Origin of the sequence: Candidatus Laterigemmans baculatus, from assembly GCF_010367455.1 — a bacterium.
In the GTDB taxonomy this organism is placed as follows: domain Bacteria; phylum Planctomycetota; class Planctomycetia; order Pirellulales; family Pirellulaceae; genus Laterigemmans; species Laterigemmans baculatus.
In genome coordinates this window covers 15,917-37,460 of record NZ_WRPR01000062.1, presented here as the reverse complement: position 1 = coordinate 37,460, position 21,544 = coordinate 15,917, and the positions used below count along the sequence as shown (strand labels likewise).

Annotated in this window: 20 protein-coding genes; 19 read left to right on the top strand and 1 reads right to left on the bottom strand. The window is 65.9% G+C overall.

What is annotated here, in order from left to right:
* Complete coding sequence (locus GNK13_RS12640; protein ID WP_164102893.1) at positions 1–672, top strand: tetratricopeptide repeat protein; 672 nt, start codon at positions 1–3, stop codon at positions 670–672.
* On the top strand, positions 669–1,361 hold the full coding sequence (locus GNK13_RS12635) for a metal-dependent hydrolase (protein WP_164102892.1): 693 nt from the start codon (positions 669–671) through the stop codon (positions 1,359–1,361). The genes GNK13_RS12640 and GNK13_RS12635 overlap by 4 nt, the downstream gene beginning before the upstream one ends.
* A 166-nt stretch (positions 1,362–1,527) precedes the next feature.
* Here GNK13_RS12635 and GNK13_RS12630 read toward each other — a convergent pair whose 3' ends face one another.
* Entirely contained in the window at positions 1,528–1,839 is a 312-nt protein-coding gene (locus tag GNK13_RS12630) for a Rieske (2Fe-2S) protein (protein ID WP_164102891.1), read from the bottom strand.
* A gap of 90 nt (positions 1,840–1,929) precedes the next feature.
* On the opposite strand from GNK13_RS12630, the gene GNK13_RS12625 reads away from it, so the two are divergent.
* From GNK13_RS12625 to GNK13_RS12545, 17 genes are all read left to right on the top strand, one after another.
* Positions 1,930–3,765: a TIGR03960 family B12-binding radical SAM protein gene (locus GNK13_RS12625; RefSeq protein WP_164102890.1), complete on the top strand. Its 1,836-nt coding sequence runs from the start codon at positions 1,930–1,932 to the stop codon at positions 3,763–3,765.
* Complete coding sequence (locus tag GNK13_RS12620; RefSeq protein ID WP_164102889.1) at positions 3,762–4,715, top strand: cation diffusion facilitator family transporter; 954 nt, start codon at positions 3,762–3,764, stop codon at positions 4,713–4,715. Before GNK13_RS12625 ends, GNK13_RS12620 begins: the two co-directional genes overlap by 4 nt.
* Positions 4,716–5,030: 315 nt before the next feature.
* Entirely contained in the window at positions 5,031–7,613 is a 2,583-nt protein-coding gene (locus tag GNK13_RS12615) for a tetratricopeptide repeat protein (RefSeq protein WP_164102888.1), read from the top strand.
* 33 nt (positions 7,614–7,646) lie between these two features.
* Positions 7,647–8,189 carry a hypothetical protein gene (locus GNK13_RS12610; RefSeq protein WP_164102887.1) on the top strand — a complete coding sequence of 181 codons (543 nt, stop codon included), beginning with the start codon at positions 7,647–7,649 and terminating at the stop codon, positions 8,187–8,189.
* A gap of 80 nt (positions 8,190–8,269) precedes the next feature.
* Complete coding sequence (locus GNK13_RS12605; RefSeq protein ID WP_164102886.1) at positions 8,270–8,725, top strand: HAMP domain-containing histidine kinase; 456 nt, start codon at positions 8,270–8,272, stop codon at positions 8,723–8,725.
* A 7-nt stretch (positions 8,726–8,732) separates the two neighbouring features.
* On the top strand, positions 8,733–9,146 hold the full coding sequence (locus tag GNK13_RS12600; RefSeq protein ID WP_164102885.1) for a flagellar basal body rod protein FlgB: 414 nt from the start codon (positions 8,733–8,735) through the stop codon (positions 9,144–9,146).
* A gap of 58 nt (positions 9,147–9,204) precedes the next feature.
* Positions 9,205–9,630 (top strand): flagellar basal body rod protein FlgC, encoded by a 426-nt coding sequence (gene flgC / locus GNK13_RS12595; RefSeq protein ID WP_164102884.1) that lies wholly within the window; start codon positions 9,205–9,207, stop codon positions 9,628–9,630.
* Between the two features lie 5 nt (positions 9,631–9,635).
* Positions 9,636–10,013, top strand: a complete 378-nt coding sequence (fliE, locus tag GNK13_RS12590) for a flagellar hook-basal body complex protein FliE (protein WP_164102883.1) — start codon at positions 9,636–9,638, stop codon at positions 10,011–10,013.
* Between the two features lie 5 nt (positions 10,014–10,018).
* On the top strand, positions 10,019–11,671 hold the full coding sequence (locus GNK13_RS12585) for a beta-cystathionase (RefSeq protein ID WP_164102882.1): 1,653 nt from the start codon (positions 10,019–10,021) through the stop codon (positions 11,669–11,671).
* 104 nt (positions 11,672–11,775) lie between these two features.
* A complete protein-coding gene (locus GNK13_RS12580) occupies positions 11,776–13,074 on the top strand; it encodes a FliG C-terminal domain-containing protein (protein WP_164102881.1) in 1,299 nt (432 codons plus the stop codon).
* Between the two features lie 117 nt (positions 13,075–13,191).
* Entirely contained in the window at positions 13,192–13,812 is a 621-nt protein-coding gene (locus GNK13_RS12575) for a FliH/SctL family protein (RefSeq protein WP_164102880.1), read from the top strand.
* Positions 13,809–15,167 carry a FliI/YscN family ATPase gene (locus GNK13_RS12570; RefSeq protein WP_164102879.1) on the top strand — a complete coding sequence of 453 codons (1,359 nt, stop codon included), beginning with the start codon at positions 13,809–13,811 and terminating at the stop codon, positions 15,165–15,167. Before GNK13_RS12575 ends, GNK13_RS12570 begins: the two co-directional genes overlap by 4 nt.
* Before the next feature lie 2 nt (positions 15,168–15,169).
* Positions 15,170–15,649, top strand: a complete 480-nt coding sequence (gene fliJ, locus GNK13_RS12565; protein WP_164102878.1) for a flagellar export protein FliJ — start codon at positions 15,170–15,172, stop codon at positions 15,647–15,649.
* Positions 15,646–16,311, top strand: a complete 666-nt coding sequence (locus GNK13_RS12560) for a hypothetical protein (protein WP_164102877.1) — start codon at positions 15,646–15,648, stop codon at positions 16,309–16,311. Before fliJ ends, GNK13_RS12560 begins: the two co-directional genes overlap by 4 nt.
* Before the next feature lie 81 nt (positions 16,312–16,392).
* Positions 16,393–18,279, top strand: coding sequence for a flagellar hook-length control protein FliK (locus GNK13_RS12555; protein WP_164102876.1), 1,887 nt, complete (start codon positions 16,393–16,395; stop codon positions 18,277–18,279).
* Between the two features lie 184 nt (positions 18,280–18,463).
* The gene (locus GNK13_RS12550; RefSeq protein WP_164102875.1) at positions 18,464–18,898 is read left to right on the top strand and encodes a flagellar hook assembly protein FlgD; all 435 of its coding nucleotides are present in this window, start codon (positions 18,464–18,466) and stop codon (positions 18,896–18,898) included.
* Between the two features lie 71 nt (positions 18,899–18,969).
* The gene (locus tag GNK13_RS12545) at positions 18,970–21,408 is read left to right on the top strand and encodes a flagellar hook-basal body complex protein (protein ID WP_164102874.1); all 2,439 of its coding nucleotides are present in this window, start codon (positions 18,970–18,972) and stop codon (positions 21,406–21,408) included.
* Positions 21,409–21,544 lie beyond the last annotated feature (136 nt).

Below are 21,544 nucleotides of genomic sequence, written 5' to 3'. Positions count from 1 at the left end.
ATGCGGCGGCAAGCAGCATTCGTTCTGTTCTGCGGACTGGCCCCACTCCTCGTTGCTGGACCAGGAGCAGGCGGCGTGCAGGCCGCCGAGCCTCCCTCGGTCGACGCGTTGCTCGATCAGGGTGTGGCCGAGCTCAGAGCAGGGCGGGTCGAAGCAGCAGTCGCGGCGCTCGACCGCGTCGCCGAGCTCGATCCGCCCTCGATGCCGTACCTCTGGCAACGTGGGATCGCCCAGTATCTGGCGGGGCAGTATCGCGAAGGCCGCGCGCAGTTCGAAGCGCACCGCCGAGTGAATCCGCGGGATGTCGAGAACGCCACCTGGCACTTTATCTGCGTCGCCGCGGTGGACGGATTCGAGGCGGCGCGGAAGGGGATCTTGCCGGCACCGGGAGACCGCCGGGTGCCGATGCGCGAGATCCACGCCCTCTACGCCGGCACGGGAGACCGAGCGGCGGTCGAGGCAGCCGTCGATGCGCTTCCGGCTGGCTCGGCGGGGCGTCGCTCGGCCCGCTTCTACGCCGACCTGTATCTCGGATTGTTGGAGCACGCCGAAGGGAACGCTGACGCAGCGGCAAAGCATCTCAAGGCGGCAGCGGCGGTCCCCGAACAACACGTGATGGCCGATGTCGCTCGCGTCACCTACCAGCGATTGGTCGAAAAGGACTCAAAATGAAATTGACTTGGCTCTCCCACGGCAGTTGGCTGATCGAGATCAATCACCACCGCGTGCTCCTCGATCCGTTTCTGACCGACAATCCGGCTGCGGAGATCGCGGCCGACGAGATCGAGAACATCAGCCACATCCTGGTCTCGCACGGACACCTCGACCATGTGGCCGACGTCGCGTCGATCGCTCGGCGCTGCGATGCGACGGTCGTGGCCAATTTTGAAATCGCCAACTGGTTCGCCAAGCACCACAAGGTCGAAAGAACGCAGCCGATGAATCTCGGCGGCTCAGTGGCGCTCCCCTTTGGCCGCGTGCAGCTGACGCCGGCCCTGCACAGCAGCGGTTTGCCCGACGGATCGTATGGCGGCACCGCCGGCGGGTTCTTGATCGAGACCCCTGAGGTGCGGGCATACTTCGCCTGCGACACGGCGCTGTTCAGCGACATGCGGCTGATCACGCGGGGCGAGATCGACGTCGCGGTGCTCCCGATCGGGGACCTGTTCACGATGGGCCCGGTCGAGAGCATCGAGGCGATCCAGATGATCGAGCCCAAACAAGTGATTCCGGCGCACTACAACACCTGGCCCCCGATCGAACAGGATGCCGAGCACTGGGCCGAGCGCGTGCGGGAGTCGACCGAAGCCGAACCGGTGGTTTTGGCGGTCGGCGAGTCGATCACAATCGCAGGGAGTTAGGGCCCCTGCTGCGTCACCCTCCCCCCCGGGAGGTCAAATCAGCCGCCGGACGCTAGCCCCCGGTTTCCACAGACGCGGCAGAAACCGGACGCTAGCGCGTGGCGGCTGATTGAAACAACGGTCGGCGAGAATCGCTGGTTGACCCGCCCAGAGACGCCCCCCTCTTTCAATCTTTCGCGCGGACTTGCACTTCGTCGCCGACGACGCGGACTTCGAAGACGTCGACCTTGGTCCGCGGGTTGTCTTCCCAGGTGCCGTCTTTGATGCAGAACCGCCAGGCATGCCAGGGACAGGTGACCGTGTCGTCGTCAACGTGCCCCTCGGCCAGCGACGCTCCCATGTGGGGACAGAGGTCGTCGATCGCAAAAAACTCCTCGCCGCGACGAAAGACGGCGACCATTCGCCCGTCCACGGCGAACGCCTGCCCGCGACCTTCGACGAAGTCGCTGACTTTGCCGACGGTTTCGAAATCACTCATACTTGCCTCTTGGTAGGATCGGTCTATTCCGCGAGGATAGCGTACCGGTAAGAGGAGAGGCGAGAAGCCCCAGCGACCCGGAGAAGCAGGATGATCAATCACCAACGACTCGAGCTGCTGCAGCGTAAAGTCTTGGCCAAGGTGCAAACGCCCGCCCAGTACGTCGGTGGCGAACGGAACATCGTTGTCAAGGATCACCGCGAGGTCCGCGGCAAGCTCTGTTTGGGCTTTCCCGACGCCTACACGATCGGGATGAGCCACCATGGATTGCAGGTCCTCTACTCGCTGATGAACCGCCGTTCGGACTGGGCCGCCGAGCGCGTCTTCTGCCCGTGGCCGGACATGGAGGCTCAGCTCCGCGAGCACCAGATTCCGCTCTACAGCCTCGAGACCTTTACCGCCCTCTCGGAGTTCGACCTCCTCGGACTCTCTTTGCAGTACGAGATCAGCAGCCCCAATGTGCTGACGATGCTCGACCTCGGAGGGATTCCGCTGCACAGCACCGACCGCACGCTCCGCGATCCGTTGGTCGTCGCCGGTGGTCCTTGCTGTCAGAACCCCGAGCCGATGGCCGACTTCTTTGATGTGATGGTCTTTGGCGACGGCGAGCCGGCGCTGCCCGAGCTGTGCGATCTGTGGCTCGACGTGCGGGAGCGGCGGCGAGCGGCCGACGGCGGCTATTTGGAAGGCGAGGCGGGGCGGCGGCAGCGTGAAGAAGCGGTCTTCGAAGTCGCCCAGCGGCTCGAGTACGCTTACGTGCCGCGGTTTTATTCGCCCGAGTACCAGAACGATCGCGTGGTGGCGCTCAACCGGACCCGCAGCGGCGTCCCGGCCACGATCGCCCCGAGCGTGATCCGCGACCTCGACGGCATGCGGCTGCCGACCCGTCCGATCGTTCCCTACGTCGAATGCGTCCACGACCGGATCGCGATCGAGATCATGCGGGGCTGCCCCCACCTCTGCCGCTTCTGCCAGAGCACGGCAATCAAGCGGCCGCTGCGAATCCGGGAAGTCGACACGATCGTCGATGCGGCGCTGGAGAGCTACGAGAACAGCGGGTTCAACGAGATCAGCATCCTCTCGCTCTCGAGCAGCGATTACCCGCACTTCGAGCCGCTCGTCCGCCGGTTGCACGAGGTCTTCAAGCCGCTCGGCGTGAACATCAGCGTCCCCAGCCTGCGGGTCAACGATCAACTCCGCTCGTTGCCCCAGTTGCTCGGCAGCGAGCGTCGCCGCTCCCTGACGCTCGCTCCGGAGGTCGCCCGCGACGACATGCGGGAACAGATCCGCAAGAAGATCAAGAACGAAGACTTGATCGAGGGCTGCCGGTCGGCGTTCGCGAACGGATTCGACTCGGTCAAGCTGTACTTCATGTGCGGGCTGCCGGGCGAACGGCAAGTCGACCTCGAGGGGATCGTCGATCTGGCCGAAGCGATCGCGACGGTCGGTAAGGAAACCACCGGCCGCTACGCCCGCGTCACGGCCAGCGTCTCGAACTTCGTCCCCAAGGCGCATACGCCGTATCAGTGGAACGCGATGCAGCGCCGCGAGTATTTTCGCTGGGCGCACCAGTTCATGCGGGACCGACGCCGGATCCGCAGCGTCTCGGTCAAATGCCATGACGTCGAGACCAGCCTGCTCGAAGGCGTGCTCAGCCGCGGCGACCGGCGGACCGGACGGGCCATCGAGTTGGCTTGGCAGCGGGGAGCACGGATGGATGGCTGGACCGAACACCTCGATCCGCAGCGGTGGTGGCAAGCGGTCGCCGACGCGGGGATCGACGTCGAGCGGCAAGTCCACGAACCGTACCAGTTGATGGACAAGCTCCCCTGGGACCACGTGAACGTCAAATACGGCCGGGGATACCTGGAGAAGGAGCAGGAGCGGGCGACCGTCCAGTTGGCCGACCTCGCGTCAGCCAAGTGAGCTCGCCACCAGCCGGCGACCCCGCAGCTGGTGACCCAGGAGGTGGGGGCCGCTGCGAGGTCTCGCTCGCCAACCGGCGGCGGGTGTATCGCGATGCGACCCGCGCGGCCGGGGTCGGGCTGGCCGCCAACGTCCTGCTGCTGGTCGCCAAGCTCGCCGGAGGCCTGTTCACCGGATCGGCGGCGCTGCTGGCCGATGCGGTCAACTCGCTCGGCGACGTCGCCAGTTCGCTCGTCGTTCGCGGGGGGCTGTGGGTGGCGCAGCGCGAGGAGGACGAGGACCATCCCTATGGTCACACCAAAGCGGAATCGATTGCCGGGTTGAGCGTCGCACTGCTGGTCACCTTTTCGGCCGTCGTGCTGGCGGTCGAGACGCTGCGGCAGTTCACCTTGCACGTCGCCCCGCCGCGATCTTCGGCGATCTGGATCGCCGCGGCTTGCGCGGTGACCAAGGAATCGCTCTACCACTACACTCGCCGCGCCGCCGCACGGCTTGGCTCCTCAGCCCTCGCCGCCGCCGCCTGGGATCATCGCAGCGACGCCCTCTCCTCCGCCGCGATCGCGCTCGCCCTGTTCGTCGGCTATCGCCTCGGGCCGCAGGGCTGGGCGGTCGATCCGCTGGCGGCGCTCGTGATGTGCCTGCTGCTGGTCTACGTGGGGCTGAAGATCTATTCGCGGACCGCTGCTGAATTGATGGATCAGCAGGCCGACGCCACGACCGTTGCAGCGATCGAGACCGCGGCGAAGGGACCTCGCGAGGTCTGTGGCGTCGAGAAGCTGCGGGTGCGAAAGAGCGGATTGGAGTTCTTCGTCGAGATTCATGTCGAGGTCGACGGGCATCTGACGGTCGACGAAGGGCATCGCGTGGGGCACGAAGTCAAAGACGCCGTGCTCCGCCAGTTCCCCCGGGTCCGCGATGTCCACGTCCACATCGAACCGTTTCACCCCTGAGCTCTTTACGCCGAAGCGCCTTTTGTGCTAGCTGGTTTGACTGGGTGGTTCTGCTTCTGAGCCGTAGGCGCTAGCCTCGGGCCTTTGAGCGGTTTAGCCGACGGCGCTACTCCGCTAATTCCGTCACGCTGTTGAACGGATCGAGCCTGGCGGGACGCCCCTGCGGCACAGCGTCATCCCGCGGTACGCACCGGAATGAGCCCGAGGCTAGCGCCTACGGCTCAAGGGACACGAGAAATATGGGCGATGGATAAACAGTCCCCGAAGATAGCGACAGAGTCGCGGGGCGGCTCTCGGCTCGCGCGGGCACTCACCATGGCCTGCTTGGGAGCGATTGGGATTGCCGCTGCGGTCGGAACGGTCGGAGTGCTCTACCGCTGGTTGCAAAGCGGGCCGGTCGATGCTGCCGATCGGGTTCGACTCGGATTTGCCGAATACGTTGCCGGCCACTACGACGTGGCGCGGCGGCTGGTCGAGTCGCTCGAGGTCTCTCCGGAGGAAGCCCCAGAAGTTGCCCAAATGTGGCGGTTCTTGGTGGGTGCTACCGGCGTGCGGCTGGCGAGCGAAGCCCCCGAGCCCGACCTCGTGCGACGCGAAACGGCCCTCGCAGTGCCTCATCTCGAGTGGAATGTCGAACATGGCTTTCCGCCGGGGCGGAAGGCCGAGGGCCAGCGTCTGCTCGGCCTCGGGCTGAGCACCCTCGGCCGCTTTGCCGAAGCGGTTTCGCCGCTGAGCGAAGCGATCGCGGCAGACCCAACGCTGGCCCGCGAGCTGTTGTTGCCGCTGGCCGAAGCCAAGCTCCGCAGTCCCGCAATCGACGCCAGCGACGCCCTGCCCGACATCGATCGCTTGCTCGCGCTGCCCAACCTCGAAGGCGATCCCGAAGCGCAGGCTCAGCTCCTGCGAGCTCGAGTCCTCACCGCCATGGGCCGCTGGAAAGACGCCGATGCGACACTCGAGGCTCTGGCCGAGCGAATCGCGAGCGAGCGGGCTCTGGGCGAAGGAACTGCGGAGGGGGAAAGCCAGAATCAAGGGGCCGCGGGCGATCGAGAATTCGCCGACGCGGTCGAGCAGGCGAAGGCCGAGCGGCTGATGGCCGAAGCCGCCTCGCTAGCGGGCGGCGGAATATCGGGCGGCGGAACACTGGGCGGCGGAATATCGGGCGGCGGAATATCGGGCGGCGGGGGTCCTCCTCCAGCGGCGGTCGAATTGTGGAACCGGGCGATCGCGATCCTCGAGGAGATGGACCGCCGGGGGGATGACGAGCGAGGAGCCGAAGCCCGCTATCTGGCCGGCTGCGCGCTCCGCAGTGCTGGGCGGGCCGCCGAGGCGCTGGAGCTGTTCAACAGTCTCCGCTTGAATCGCCACCAGACGGCCGAAGCGGTCAGCTCGGGAGTCGAGGAACTGGAGATGTTGGCCGAAGCAGGCCGGTTCGCCGAGGCGGTCGAGGTCGCGGAGAACATCGTCCGCGAGATCGGCGACCCGCTGACCTACGACACCAAATGGCTGACCCTGCCGGTGCTCAAAAATCGGATCACCGTCGTCGTGGATCAGATGCGGGCGGCCGGTGCCTATGCCGAAGCCATCGAGATCGCGCGCGAGCTTCCTCCGGTGTTCGAGGAATCGGAATCGCTTCGGATCCAGGGAGATGCCTATCGCGAATGGGGCGAAGCGGCTCTGGCCCGGTCGACCGCGCGCGCCGCCGACGACGAGCAGGAACGCTCGGAGGGCCGCGAGGCCCGCGAGCATTTGCGGCTGGCCGGCGAGGCGTACGCCAAAGCGGCCGAGCTGCACTTTCTCGATCGGTCCTACGTCGATCTTCTCTGGGAGGCGATCGAATCGTATCAGGCTGGCCGCGAGTTCAAGCGTTCGCTGGAGTTGCTCGAAGACTACTTGCGGTACGAACAGCGAACTCGGAAAGCTCGGGGGCTGATCGCTCAGGGGCGGGCACTGCTGGCGCTCGATCAACCGCAGGAGGCACTCCGTCCGCTGGAGGCTTGCATCGGCGAGTATCCCCGCGATCCGCTTCGTTACGAAGCCCGCTTGCTCGCCGCCGTCGCCCAGTTGGCCAACGGCGCAACCGCCGCGGCTCGCCAATCGCTCGAACAGAACCTGTTCGACGGCCAGCTCGCGCCGAGCAGCCCCGTCTACCGCGACGCGCTCTTCATTCTTGGCGAGTCGCTGTATCGGCAGGCCCATCGCGAGTACCTCGAGTTGACCACACCGACGCTGGTCGGCAGCCGTTTGAGGCCCGGCGACCAGCCGAATCCGGACACCATCGCTCGGTTCACCGCCAACCAACAGTTGCTTGAGGATGCGATTCTGCGGCTCGATCAGGCTGCCTATCGCGATCACAGTTATGAAAATCTCAAGCGGAGTCGACGGGCGACCTATCTGGCCGCCGAGGCGCGGCGGATGGCGGCGTTTTGGCCGAGCATCGTCGCCGGGGATCCCGAGACGCTCGAATCGGCCCGCCGGATCCTGAACCAACAGCGGGCGGCGCATTTGAGCGAAGCGCAGCAGCGGTACCGGGAGCTCCGCCAGCAACTGAGCATCCTCGACCAGCGGGAGGAGCTGGAACCGTGGGAGCGATCGATGCTTCGCAATTGCTTCCTCGCCGAAGCCGACATGTGGTACGAGCTGGGGAAGTTCAGCGAAGCGGCCGAGGCCTACCAAAACATCTCCCAGCAGTTCATGAACGAGCCGGTCGCCCTCGAGGCGCTGCTGCGGCAGCGGCAGTGTTATGAGGAGCTCGGACGCGGTGCCGATGCCGCGCGCGTGCTGCAGCAAGCGACCCGATTGCTCCAGCGAATCCCGCCGGAAGAAGACCAACAGTTGGCCGAAACGACGCGGTACGACCGCGACGATTGGCAAGCCTTGCTCCAGTGGCTGCAATAGTCCAGCCGCTGCACAAACTCGAGAGGATGCACGATGTCCACGTTTGAACACCCAGCCCCCGCTTCAGCCCCCACGGCGGGCGGCCAATCGGAGCGGTCGATGACGGCGGCCGAAACCGAGCGGATGGCCAGGCTCGTCGGCGAGCGACGCGACTTGCTGGCTGAGATCCTTGCGGTCACCGGCCGCCAGGAAGCAGCGATCGAATCGGGGTTGGTCGAGAGTCTGATGGGGACGCTCAACGAAAAGCAAACCCTGGTCGACCGGCTGCGCGTGCTCCAAGAGCAACTCAAGCCGATGGCCGAAGTCCCCGCCGAGTGCCGCCAGTGGTCCAACCCGGAGGCTCGCCAGCGGACCCGAGACGCGATCGCCGATTCCGAACGGCTGCAAGCGGAAATCCTGGCGATCGACCAACGCTGCGAGCAAGCGATGCTCCAGCGGCGGGATGAATTGTTCGCGGCGATCGGTCGGACCACCGGGGCGGCGACCGCGGCCCGGGCCTACGCCGCAGGCGGGAGATCGGCCGCTGCGCACCGCTCCGGGAGCAGCGGTGGCTCGCTCGACTTGGCCAGCGGCTGACGGATTCCTCTTGCCACCAGCGGCCCGGAGCGAGTACAGCCATCCCTGATGGTCTTACTCGGTTGTGGAGCCGCCTCGGCATGAACCAAAATTCGAAGAATTCGAAATCGTCCCGTCCCGTCCCGCTGGGTAAGCCTGCCCCGCTGGGCAAGCCCGTCCCGCTTCGCGAGCTGCTGAGTCAAGCGGCCCGGACGGCGATCCTCGACGCTCCAGTCCAGCTGGAGGTCGACGTTCCGGCCGGCGCTCAGTTTTCGGTCGACGCGGGGCGGCTGACCGAGCTGGTCACCGCGATGGTCCGCGGCTCGCTCGCCTGTCTTCCGGCTGGCGGCGAAATCACGCTGACGCTCTGGCAGACCGCCGGGAGCTGCGAGATCGAAGTCGCCGACAACGGCCCGCCGATCGAGTCGCGCCCGCGGCGGTTGCCGATGGTCGCCGCCTCGCTCGGCGCCGAATTGCTCTGGCAAAACTGCCCCCAGGGAGGCGCCGCCGTCACGGCCACCCTCCGCCGCCCGCAAGCCCTCCGCGAAGCGGCGTAGAGGCGAGATGATCCAGGGACTGTTTCAATCGACGACGCTTCCGGCGCTCGAGCAGACGACCGCATTTGCGGCGCGGCGGCACGAGTTGCTCGCCGGGAACATCGCCAACGTCGACACTCCCGACTATCGGGCCCGCGATCTCTCGGTCTCGAACTTCGAACAGTCGCTGGCCGCCGCCATCGATGCCCAGCGGAATCCGGGGGAGCTGCCACCGCTCGCGTCGCCCGGCGGGGCCGCGGACGATCCGATGGCAGGCCCTCGCGCGGCGATGGAGACGCTGGTCTACCACGATGGCAGCGACGTCAACCTTGAGCGGCAAGTGACCGAGATGTCCAAGAACCAGTCGCTGCACAACATGGCGATCTCGCTGATGCGCCACCAGTTCAGCGTCCTCCGCGCGGCGATCAGCGAGCGCGTGTGACGCCCCTTTTCAGCTTCGTTTCTCGTGTCCGTTCCGTTTCTCGTAAGGGATTTCTGCGATGACGATTCGAGCGATCGATATCAGCACGTCGGCGCTGATCGCCCAACGCACGCGGCTCAACACGCTCTCGGGAAACATCGCCAACATGTCGTCGCTCGTCAACGAAGCGGGCGAGGCCAAGCCGTATCAGGCTCGCCAAGTCGTGCTCCGCACCGACGACGTCAACCGCACCGCTTCGGGGGCTGCGGGCGTCCGCGTCGACGAGATCGTGACCGATCAGTCCGATCCGCTCTATCGCTATCAGCCGGAGCATCCGCTGGCGATCAAGGAGGGCCAGTGGAAGGGGTATGTGGCGTATCCCAACATCGATCTCAGCACGCAGATGGTCGACGCGCTTGAGGCGACGCGGGCCTACGAGGCGAATGTGGGCGTGATGGAGATCACGAAGAACTTGGGCCGTGAAACCCTCAGCATCATTGCCTAAGCCGCATGCTCCGACCGATCCAGTTCCCTTCGACGCTCCGCCCACCGCAGCCGCCCGGTTTTCGCGGCGAGGGGGGGCTCCGCAGCCAGTTGGGGCTGGAACTCGGTCCGACCGCTCGCGTTGGCGGAGCGGAAGCGACGGGCAAGTCGGGTGCGCCGACTGCCCCTTCGATGCTGGACTTGCTGGTCGATCAGGCGAGCCAAGTCAACGAGATGCAGCACGACGCCGACAGCATGGTCCACGAGATGTTGACCGGCGGGAACGTGCAATCGGCCGAGGTGCTGACCGCCGTTCAGAAGGCCGACATGGCGTTTCGAACCATGCTCCAGGTCCGCAACAAGTTGCTTGAAGCGTACCGTGAAATCATGCAGATGCAGGTCTGATCCCGATGAATCAGTGGCAAGAAACCGTCAACAAACTCCGCGACTCCTTCCTGCAAATGCCGCTGCCGACGCGGGTCATCGGCGTCGCCATGGTGGCGGTGATCGCGATCGGCCTGTGGATGCTCTCGGCCAGCATCGGGAGCGAAGACTCCTTGGAGCGGCTGTTCGGGGGTGAAGTCCTGACCGACGACGAGATCACCAAGATTCAGGCGGCGCTGAGTGCGGCGGAGCTTCGCGATTGGCAGGTCGAACACAACCGAATCTCCGTCCCAAGCCAGTACAAAGACCGCTACATTCGGGCGATCAGCGAAGCCGACGCACTGCCGCTGCACACCCGCACGTTCGTCGATGATGTTCAGAAATCAACGGGCCCTTGGGAGCTGAACTCCCACCGCTTGGACCGCCAAGCGCACGCCAAGGAACGCGATCTCGGTCGCCGCATCGCGGAATTTCCCTCGGTCCTGCGGGCGTCGGTCGAACACAGCGTGCTCGACAAGGGGTTCGCGGGCAACCACCGGCAATCGGCCAGCGTCGTGGTCAATCCGGTCGGGAGCGATCCCTTGCCCCCGCACATGATTCGCAAGATCAAGGAGATGGTCCGCGCCAGCTATGCCGGGATGGAGGCCGACGACGTCGTCGTGACCGACGTCAATGCCCATGGCGTGGGCGAGGAGGACTCCGACAGCCCGCTCTTTCAGGCCCGCGTTCGTTGGGAGCAGTTTTACTTTCGCAAAGCCCATCAGGTGCTGGCCGGTTTTGGTCCGCTGAGCATCGATGCGACCGTCGAGATCGATCCGACGATGGATTCCGAAACCGCTTCGCTGCAGTACGACGCCCAGCCCACGACGCTGCAGGAGCAATCGGCCCAGCTGAGCATCGAGAGCTCGCGTCCGCTCCCCGGAGGCGTTCCGGGGGTGGCCAGCAACGCCTACGGCAACCGACCGGCGGCGATCGATCCCGCACCGCCGCAGACGAGCAAAACGACGCAGCGCAACGAGGCGCTCAAAAAAGTTGCCGGTGAACAGTACGAGATCTCCCGCACCGCGTCGCTGCAGCCCAAGCGCCTTTCGTTCTCGGTCGGTGTTCCGGAGAGCTACTACGAGAAGATTTGGCGCGACGATTTCTTCCGCTCCAATCCCGAGGCTTCGGCCGCAGACCTCAAACCGATGACGCCCGAGGACCGCGGCCGCTTGAAGCTGGCCACGGTCGAGGAGATCAAGACCGCGCTCTCGCCGATGCTGCTTTCGGTCTCGGCGGGCGAAGATCCCTTTCCGCTGATCGAAGTCTGGGACCACCGCGATCTTCCCGAGCCGGCGGTGGAGGCTCCCACGACGGCTGCCCAGACGCTCACCTGGCTGGCCAATTCGTGGCAGACGCTGGCCCTGTTCGGGCTGGGCGTGCTGGCGTTGTTGGTGGCCCGCGGGGTGGCCAAAGCCGGTCCGGGGCTGCCGCGTCCCGACTTCGAGGAAGGGTTTGGACTGGAGATTCCCAAGCCGGCTCCGGCCGAAGAGAATCCGCTCCCGGTCGACATGCCGCCGAGTCCACGGCTGACCGTCACCGGCCAGCACCTCAAGGACGAATTGAGCCAAGTGGTGGGGGCTAACCCCGAGGCGGCCGCGAGCGTGCTCCGCTCCTGGTTGGATGCGTCGGCCGCCTGATTCATCTTCGCGCCGCGGGCTCCCCCGGCGTATAAGGAGGCGGGCCTGTCGCCATCACGGAGGATGGCAACGCCCCCGGTTCCACCGCTCCGTGCTGTGTCGCGATGGTCGCTACGCAACGAACTTCCGAAACCTCGCTCCGTCGAGCGGCGATTTTGCTGAGCAATTTGGACGCTGAAAATCGGCGACGATTGCTGGCCCATCTGCCCCCGCAAGAGGCGGCCCGAATCCGCGCTGCGGCTGCCGCACTCGCGGATGTCGATCCGCTGGAAGTCCGTCGCACCGTCTCCGCGTTCGTCGGCCGCGTCTCCGCCACCCAGTCGCCCCCAGCGCAGCCCGCTCAAGCGGCCGCGCCACCGCACTCCGAGAACGCTTCCCGAGAACCATCCGAAGCTGCTTCGGAAAGCTCCGCCGGATCCGCCTCCGCAGGATCGCCCACCGCGGACTCGGGTGGAGGTTTGAAGTTTCTCAACGATGTCTCCGACGCGACGCTGCTCCGCGCGATCGGGGCCGAACATCCGCAGACGATCGCCGTCGTGCTCGCTTCGCTCGATCCCCGCCAGGCGGCTCGCTTGCTGCGACAGCTCGCTCCGGAGCCGAGGGGCGAAGCGATTCGCCGGCTGAGTCGCTTGGAAGAAGTCCCTCAAGATGTGATCGACGACATCGGCCGACACTTGCGCGGTTTGATCGGCACGGTCGACCAGGTGGGCCGTGGCGAAGGGCACCGCTTGCTAACCTCGATCTTCAGCGCCCTCGACGCCGAGGACCGCCAAGCCCTTGGCGCGGGCTTGGGCGACGCCGATCCGACCGTCGCCGCCGCCTTGGCCGAAGCCGCCAAGCGGAACCCGGCGGCGAGGCCACCCGCTTCGGACTCGCTGAACCGAACCGCCGCGGCCAGACTGCAACCGGAGAGCCCGCAACCGGAGAGCCCGCAACCGGAAAGTCCGGCGGCCGACTCGGAACGGGCCGTTGATGCTGAGCGTGGGGCTGCTGACCGTGGGGCAGGGGAGGGCGACGACTCGGCACCGCGGATCCTGCCGCTCGCCAACCACCGCCCCCCCGACTCACGCCAGTTGCCCGACTCACGCCAGTTGCGGGACGGCTCCGCTGAGTGGCCCGAGATCGCCGAGGCCAACGCGCTGCTGGAACGTCTTCCTCCGGAGCAGCTGCGGCAAACGCTGGCCGAACTGACGGCCCGCGAAGCGCTGCTGACGCTCTGCGGCTTGCCCCCCCGGAGCGTGCGTCGGCTGCTCCGCACGATGCCCCGCCGTTCGGCCAAGGAAGTCCGCCAGCGGCTCCGCGCGATCGGCCCGTTGGAGCTGAGCGAGATCGACCAAGCGAAGCGGAAAGCGGCTGCGGTCGCCGCTGGCTCGGCTTACCCCACCCCCGCAAAGGCTGCCTAGCAAAGGTGTCCTGACCTCCTTTCCTCGGACCTTCCTTTTTCGGAAACGGCTGTGGCGAGCGTTTTAAAATCATCGGACCCTCAGGACGCAGCCCGCTCGACGCGGGAATGTTCGGGGGTGGCCAATTTCAACCTGGATGATTTTGCCGCTGCCGGTGCCCGCCATCTGCGCGCGGCCGAAGCCGAAGCGGCTCGGCTGTTGGAGGTCGCTCGGACGGAAGCCGAAGCGATCAAGAAGCGGGCGCATGCCGAAGGTCGGGCCGCCGGATTGGCCGCCGGGGCCAAGGAAGCTGACGCGAAAGTCGCTGCCGCGGTCAAACGCGAAGTCGCAACGCGGATGCCGGTGCTCGAACAGACCGCTCAGCAGATCGGCACGCTCGAAGAATCGTTCTTGGAGGAGTTTCGCGCGACGCTCGTCGCCACCGCGCTGGCGGCCGCCGAGCGGGTCGTCCGAGCTCGGCTTGAGTCCGAACCGGCCGTGGTCGTCCGCTGGGCCGCCGAAGCCGTCCAGGCCGCGAAGACAGCCCGGCGGCTGGTGATTGCCGTCCACCCCGAGACGCTGGCCGCCCACGGCGAAGCGCTCGAGCAACTTCTCTCCTCCCCGGGGTTGCCGGAGGATTCACGGATCGAGCCCGATGAGTCGGTTGAGCCGGCCGGAGTCGTCGTCCGCCGCGACGGGGGAACGGTCGATCTGCAACTGAACGAACAACTCACTCGACTCGCGGAACTCCTCGCATGACCACCTCCGCTTCGGTTTCGTCGCATCGCTTGCCCACGGCCGCGGCGCTTGCCCGCTCGATGGCTGCCGGACCGCTGGCGCGGATCCGCGGCCGGGTTGCTGGTGTGGCGGGGGGCTCGATCGAAGTCGAGGGACTGAGCGCGGCGGTCGGCGCGCTGTGCCGCGTCGAGGCTTCCGGTGGCGAGCGGTATCTGGCCAAGGTGATCGGCTTTCGCGGCGACCGTCCGGTGCTGGCGATGCTCGACGAAGCTCGTGGGTTGGCCGCTGGCGACGGCGTCGAAGTGGTCACCGATGGAGTCACCGTCGCGGTCGGGCCGAGCCTCTGTGGACGGGTGATCGATGCCCTGGGACGGCCGCTCGATCGCCTGCCGCTGCCGAGCGGGCTGACGCGGACGCAGGTCGATGGCGACGCGCCTTCGTCCCTGGACCGGCCGACGATTCGCGAACCGCTCGAGACGGGCGTCCGCGTGATCGATTCGATGCTGACCTGTGGCATCGGCCAGCGGCTGGGGATCTTTGCCGGCTCGGGGGTCGGCAAAAGTTCGCTGCTGGGGATGCTGGCCCGGGGTTCTTCGGCCGACGCGATCGTGATCGCGCTGGTCGGCGAACGGGGACGCGAGGTCCGCGAATTCATGGAGGAAGCGCTCGGGGAAGAAGGTTTGCGGCGGAGCGTGTTGGTCGTCGCGACCAGCGACCAGCCGGCGACGATGCGACTGCAGGCGGCGTGGACCGCGACGGCCGTGGCTGAATCGCTCCGGGACCAAGGCAAACACGTGATGCTGTTGATCGACTCGGTGACGCGGTTCGCGATGGCCCAGCGGGAGTTGGGGTTGGCGGCGGGCGAGCCTCCGACGACGCGTGGCTACCCACCGAGCGTGTTTGCGATGATGCCCCGCTTGGTCGAACGGGCCGGCCGCACCGAGCGCGGCGCGATCACCGCTTTCTATTCGGTGCTGGTCGAAGGGGACGACACCAATGAGCCGATCGCCGACACGCTCCGCGGATTGCTCGACGGCCACATCGTGCTCTCTCGACGGCTCGCGGGCCAATCCCACTGGCCGGCAATCGATCTGCTCGAGAGCCTCAGCCGACTGCAGCCGCAGCTCGTCTCGCCCGAGCATCGGCAGGCGGCGACAACCATCCGCCGCTGGATCGCCGAGTACGAGAAGCACGCCGATCTGATCGCCATCGGTGCCTACCGCTCGGGCTCCAACGCCGAGCTCGATAAGGCGATTGCGATGCGGGGAGCGATCCGCGAGTTCCTGACCCAGCAGGCCGAGCAGCGGCATCCGGCGAAGTTGACCGGTCAGCTGCTGCTCCGCTTGGCTGCCGGCAACACCGACGGGATCGCCTGAACATGGCTCGCTTTGCCTTCCGCTTCGAAGCGATCTTGAAGCTCCGGCACAACGAGCGGGATGCGGCCCGGCTGTACGTCGCCGAGGCGCAGCGGGCGCTGGACATCCTGGATGAGCGCATCGCCGAGCTGCAGCAGGACCGTCAACGGACTCGGGAGGAAGCGGGCCGAGCGATGGTCGGCCACGTGACGGTCGAGCAACTGCTCAGCCGCGGGCGCTACGATCTGCAGCTCGACGCCGAGCAGCGCGATCTGGTGATGCAGCGGCGACAGATCGAGGTCGAGGTCGAACGCCGCCGGCAGCGGCTGACGGTCGCCGAACAGGAATGTCGCAAGCTGGAACGGCTCCGCGAGATCACGGCCGAACGTTTTGAGGCCGAACAACTTCGCGTTCAACAAGACGCGCTCGACGAGCTCGCAACCCTTCGCGCGGCTCGCCGCGGCACGGCCGGCTCAGGCTCCACCTGGGAGAAAGAATCATGATTTGGAGAGTTTTGACCGGCTTCTGCGTGGCAACCGTGCTGACCCAGATGCTCGTGCTCGGAGTGCTCGCCGCCCGCGGTGCCCTGAATTCCGAATCCGGCTTGAAGATCGTCGCCTTGGCCAATGGGATCGATATCAGCGGCGACCAGTTGCGGACCCTGCTCGAAGAATCGCAAACGGTCGAGACGCCGAGCTTCGAAGAAGTGCTCGAAAAACGGGCTCAGCTGAGTTTCGATAGCGACGTTCGCTTGCAGTCGCAAATGAGCTTTCATCAGGAGCTGCAGCGGATGCTGCGTGAACTGCAGGAGAAGGAGCAGCGGTTCGATATCCGCCGCGAGGCTTTCAACAAAAAGCTCGCGGAACTCGAGCAAGGGGCCCGCGACGAGGGCATGCAGGAAGTCCAGCGGACGCTCGAGGTCCTCGACCCGGCCCAGGCCAAAGCTCAACTCGTGATGATGTACGACGACGGAGAAATCGATACAGTCGTCAATATCGTTCAAGCCATGCCAGCCGATAAACGAAAGAAGATACTGGGCGAGTTTGCCGGTCCGGACGAAACCGAGAAACTCTACGAAGTGCTTCGCCGTTTGGGCGAAGGCGACCCCAAGCAATCGTTGATCGAGCAAGCACGCCAGGATCCGGAGGGACAGCCCACCGGCTAAATCCTCCCGCGGCGCCCCACCGGTCGACAGTGCTGGGGGCCCAACGACGTTGGGGCGGGGCGATTCCTAAGGGGGGCGTGGGTGGACGTTCAACGCAATCGAGACGCAGCCGGTTGGACGGCCCAGTCCGCTCGGCCGCGGCTGAGTGCTTCTCCGGGAGCAGGCTTCGCGACGGCTTCGTCTTCGCTGGTCGGTGGAGCGTCCGAGGGCGGCCTGCTGGCCACGTTCGACGCGATCTTCCGCCAGACCCTTGGCCCTGAGCCCGCGTCGCTCGACGCCGCGACTCCCGCCCCGTCGAGCGTCCCTGCGGCACCTGCCGACTACGCCGCTCCCAAGCCTTCCGGTCCATCGGCCGCCTCGTCATCGCCCACCGCTGCGGCGAGCGACGATGAGGAGCAGGACGACGACCGGCGAGCCGAACCTTCGGCCGCGACGCTCGATCCTCAGGCACTGCCGCCCAGCGAAGCCGCGGAACACGCCGCCGCCGACGACGACGAGCAACTCGAAGCCGCTGACGTGGACCCCGCCGCGGCCAAGTCAGAACCGGCGAAGCAGGGGGAGCTAGAACGGAAGGGCGCGCTGGGATCGAAGGGCGAGCCGGAGCTGAAGGGCGAGCCGGAATCGAACGACGAGCCGGAGCTGGCGAAGGGTTCGGTCGCTCCACTTGAGGCTGAGGCGGCGGAATCGGCTGGGGATGGCTCGGAACCGTCCGCCCACTCGCCACAGGACCCCGACGCCGCGGAGGAGGAGGTCGTCGCCGCCGCGCAGACCTCGCCGCTTGCCGGCGCTACCCCACCGCCGACTCCCACTGGAGATGCTCCGCCGCAGGAGCCGGCGGTCGACCAGCCATCCGCGGCGCTCGAGGCAACAGGCCAGGCGGGTGATTCGCCCGAGGGCCAGGAAGGCGAGCGGGTCCGTCCCGCGACCGAGCAACCGCTGCCGGCTGCCGTCAGCCCCACAGGGGAGCCGAGTGCCGCCGCGGTCGAGGCCAGCGATCCGGCCAGTGCCGAGGGTGAACGGCCCCGCAGCGAAGCATCGCAGCCGGTGGTGGAGGCGAGTCCGGAGAACAGCGCGGCAGACGGAAGCTCTCACGGCGGCCGCGACTCGGGCAACCGTGACGAGAACCGGCGGCACGAGCGGAGCGGCGACGACCAGCGCCCAGCGGGTGGCCAGCGGAACGCCGACTCGGCCTCGCGAGATCGGGCGATCGATCAACTGGTCTCCCAGATGAAGCCACTCGAGAGCACCGCTGAAGTGCCGCCGCCTCCCTCTGTCGGGACGCCGTCGAGCGGAGCCTCGCCACAGCCACTCGCCGGTGCGGCGGCCGCCGCCGCTCCGCCCGCGGCAACATCCGCCGCGGCCAAGGCCGAGGGAGTCGAATCGACCGCCACGAGCGGAGATCGGTTGAGTCTCGACGGGGGCGAAGCCCGCCGGAGCGTCGGCAGCGTCAAGGGAGAAGCGGGCGAGGGACGCGTCCAGGGCGGTTCGAACGCCGACCGCGTGCGGCTCGTGCAACGCGTCGCCCGAGCCTTTCAGCGACTCGGTCCCGAGGGCGGACGCGTGCAGGTGATGCTGCACCCGGCGGAACTCGGCAGCGTTCGGCTCGATCTGCGGATCGATGGCCAGCGGATGGAGGGCCGGATGACAGCCGAGAGCGAAGCCGCTCGGAGTGTGTTGCGAGAACATCTCCCTGAGCTGCGGCAACGTCTCGCCGACTCCGGGCTGCTCATCGAGCGGTTCGAGATCGAAGTCGATGGCCGAGCCGAGGGGGAGGGGCGGAGAGGAGGCGAAGCGGCTTTTGGGCAAGGAGAGCGGCAAGGGCAGGGGAGTGGCGAGCGTTTGTCCTGGCAGCGCGGCCGGCAGAGCTCCGTCCCGCTTGGTCGACCCGCTGCCGCGGCTCCGGCAACCGCCTCAGCAGCGTCGCCCAGCCCCTTCGCGCCCCGGACCAGCCTCGATTTTGTGGCTTAGTCGCCTTTCGCACCGCGAAAGTAGCGCTGCTGTGCTCCTTGGTTGGAGCGAAAGGCGACTCTGGGCTGCGCTACTTTCGCGGAGCGAAAGGCGACGATGGGGCAGCCCGCGGCTGAACTGGCGGCCGAGGAGCTGGAGACGCTAAGCTCGGCCGGTCCCTGCGATTCTTATAGGAGTGGTTCGAGTGTCACGGATTGATGGTAGCACTGGCGCTGCGGCGAGTTCCGGTTCGTCGAGTCCCGGCGGCAACGGGCTCAGCGACATCGACATGGATTCGTTCCTGAAGCTGCTGATCAGTGAGATGCAGAACCAGGACCCGATGAATCCGATGGACAACGCGCAGATGATTCAGCAGATCAGCCAGATCCGCGAGATCGGAGCGACGAATCAGCTGACCGACAGCTTGTCGAATCTGACTTCGAACCAGCAGATGGTGACGGCCAGCAGCCTGATCGGCCGCGAGATCACCGGGCTTGGCAGTGCCGGCGACGTTACAGGCGTCGTCGACCGAGTGACAGTCGAAGTCGACGAAGATGACAAGAATTTACGAACCGTCAAAGTTCACGTGGGTCAACAGACGATTGATATGAAGAACATTCGTCAGATCAATTCGGCATGATGCTGATCACCGGCCGCAGAGCGTCGCTTGCTTGCGTGCGGTGATCGATCACCGCACGGGAGCACAAATCGATGGGTCTCGCTTCAGCGCTTTCAACTTCGTTGACCGGTTTGACCGCTGCGGAAACGCAGATCGACGTCATCGGCAACAACTTGGCAAACGCTCAGACCGCCGGTTTCAAATCGTCACGGGCGGTGTTCGCCTCGCAGCTGCTGCAAACGATGTCGCTCGGCTCGTCCCCGACCGAGACCACCGGCGGGACCAACCCTCGGCAAACCGGCCTCGGGGTGCAAGTCGCCGAAACCGCTCTGAATTTCAAACAGGGCACGATCGAGATCAGCAGCAGCGACTCGGATCTCGCGATTCAGGGAGACGGATTCTTTCAGGTTCAAGGCTCCAACGGCGAGCGCCTCTACACGCGGAACGGGATCTTCAAGCTCAATAGCGACATGGAGTTCGTCAACTCCACGGGCCAGCGGTTGCTCGGCTATGGCGTCGACGAAATGTTCCGCATCCAAGAGACGTCGCTGACCTCGCTGACCGCCCCGATGGGCTCGGAAAGCGTCGCGAAGGAAACGAGCGTCGTCACGCTCGAAGGCACGCTGACGCCCGAAGGGGAGGTCGGCACGGTCGCCGAGGTCATCCAAAGCGTCAAACTTGGCACCGAAGCGGTGCCGCGGCCCGAAGGCGAGAACGTCTCGATCGCCACCTCGCCGATCACGCAGGCGACTGCGGTCACCGTCAACACCGCCGGTGCGGGCACCCTGGCCGCGGGGACGTACCAGTACCGGATCGCCTACGTCGACTCCTCCGGAAACGAAGCGGTTCCCAGCGGTGCGATCTCGGCCACCGTCGGGGCCGGAGGCCGAATCGAGCTGGCGAACATGCCGGCCGCTCCAGGTAGCGGTTCTTATCCAGCAATTAACGTCTACCGGACCGACGCCGACGGCACCGAATTTAACCGAATCGGTACGGTCGCCCCGGGCGGCACCTTCGTCGACGACGGCTCGGTGGCCCCCACGGCCACCGAGCTCAACATGGACACCCTCAGTGGTAACTACACCTACATGGTGACCTACCACAAAGCGGGGGAGCCCGAGAGCCGACCGAGCGTGATGATCGGTCCGCGGAACGTGGTCAATAGCCGTGTCCAGTTGAGCGACTTTCCCACCCCTCCGGTTCCGCCGCCGCTCGGTGGTTTTCCAGCCTACGACGAAATCCGCATCTATCGCAACTTAGCGAACGACCAGAACAACTTCTACTTGGTCGACACGGTCAGCCCTGATGAGACGTTCATCGACAGCAAGACCGACGCGGAAATCTCGGACCTCGAGGTCAGCGGCAACCAGCGGCTCGACATGGATGGGCCGACGATCAGCAACAACACGCTGTTGGTCGATGTGCTCAAACGAGACGGGTTGCGATACGAAAAGGTCTTCACCGAAGGAACCCTCAGCTACGAAGGGAGCAAGGGGGGCCGCTCGCTCGGCAAGACCACGTTCGAAGTGACCTCCACCTCGACGATCCAGGATTACATCGACTTCATCGAAGAAGCCTCCGGAATCCAAATCGTTCAAGGCGACTCGGCGAATCCGATTCCCGTCTCAGAAAATAACATTCAGGGCGAAACCGGAAACCTGGTTCCCGGCGGTTATATCCATAACGGATCGATCCGCATCGTCAGCAACAACGGCGAAGACAATGCGCTCGAGATCGACCTGACGGCGTTCCGGATGGAAGACAAGTTCGGCAATGTGACGGTCCCCAACTTGGCGTTCGGGTCGGTTCAGGAAGCCGTCGGGACCAGCGCCACGACCGACTTCCTCGCCTACGACACGCTCGGTGTGCCGATCAACGTCCGCGTCACGACCGTGCTCGAACAGCGAACCGACTCGTCGACCGTCTACCGCTGGTACGCCGACAGCCCTGGTAACCAGCCCCTCTCGGGCACCGACATTTCGGTCGGCACCGGACTGGTCCGCTTCGATGGCAACGGCAACTTCGTCTCGGCGACCAACAGCACGATCAATATCGCCCGCAACGATTACCCGAGCGCCTCGCCGCTGCAGTTCGACCTCGATTTCTCCAGCGTCTCCGGCTTGGCCGCTTCCAAAGCTTCGCTCGCCGCGACCCGCCAGGACGGTTCGGCTCCCGGTATCTTGACCAGCTTTGCCGTGGGTGACGATGGAAAGATCCGCGGGATGTTCAGCAACGGTGTGACCCGCGACCTCGGCCAATTGGTGCTCGCTCGATTCGCCAACCCGGTCGGTCTCGAGCAACGCGGCAACAACCTCTTCGCCCAAGGCGTCAACACCGGCCTGCCGGTCGAAGGCGCCCCGGGTGAAAACGGGATCGGGACGGTCGTCGGTGGAGCGCTCGAACTGAGCAACACCGACGTCGGTAAGGACTTGGTCGACCTCGTCCTGGCCAGCACCCAGTACCGAAGTAACAGCCGAGTCATCACCGCCACGCAGCAATTGTTCGACGAGCTGCTCAACCTGCGGCGGTAGAGGGCGGAGTACTGAGTAGTGAGTAGTGAGTAGTGAGTACTGAACGGGCACTGAACCCCGGGGGCTGGCTTGCCGGCGCTCGGGGTTTTCTCTTTTTTACTCGCTTGACTTCCGCACGCCCTGTCCGTACTATCGT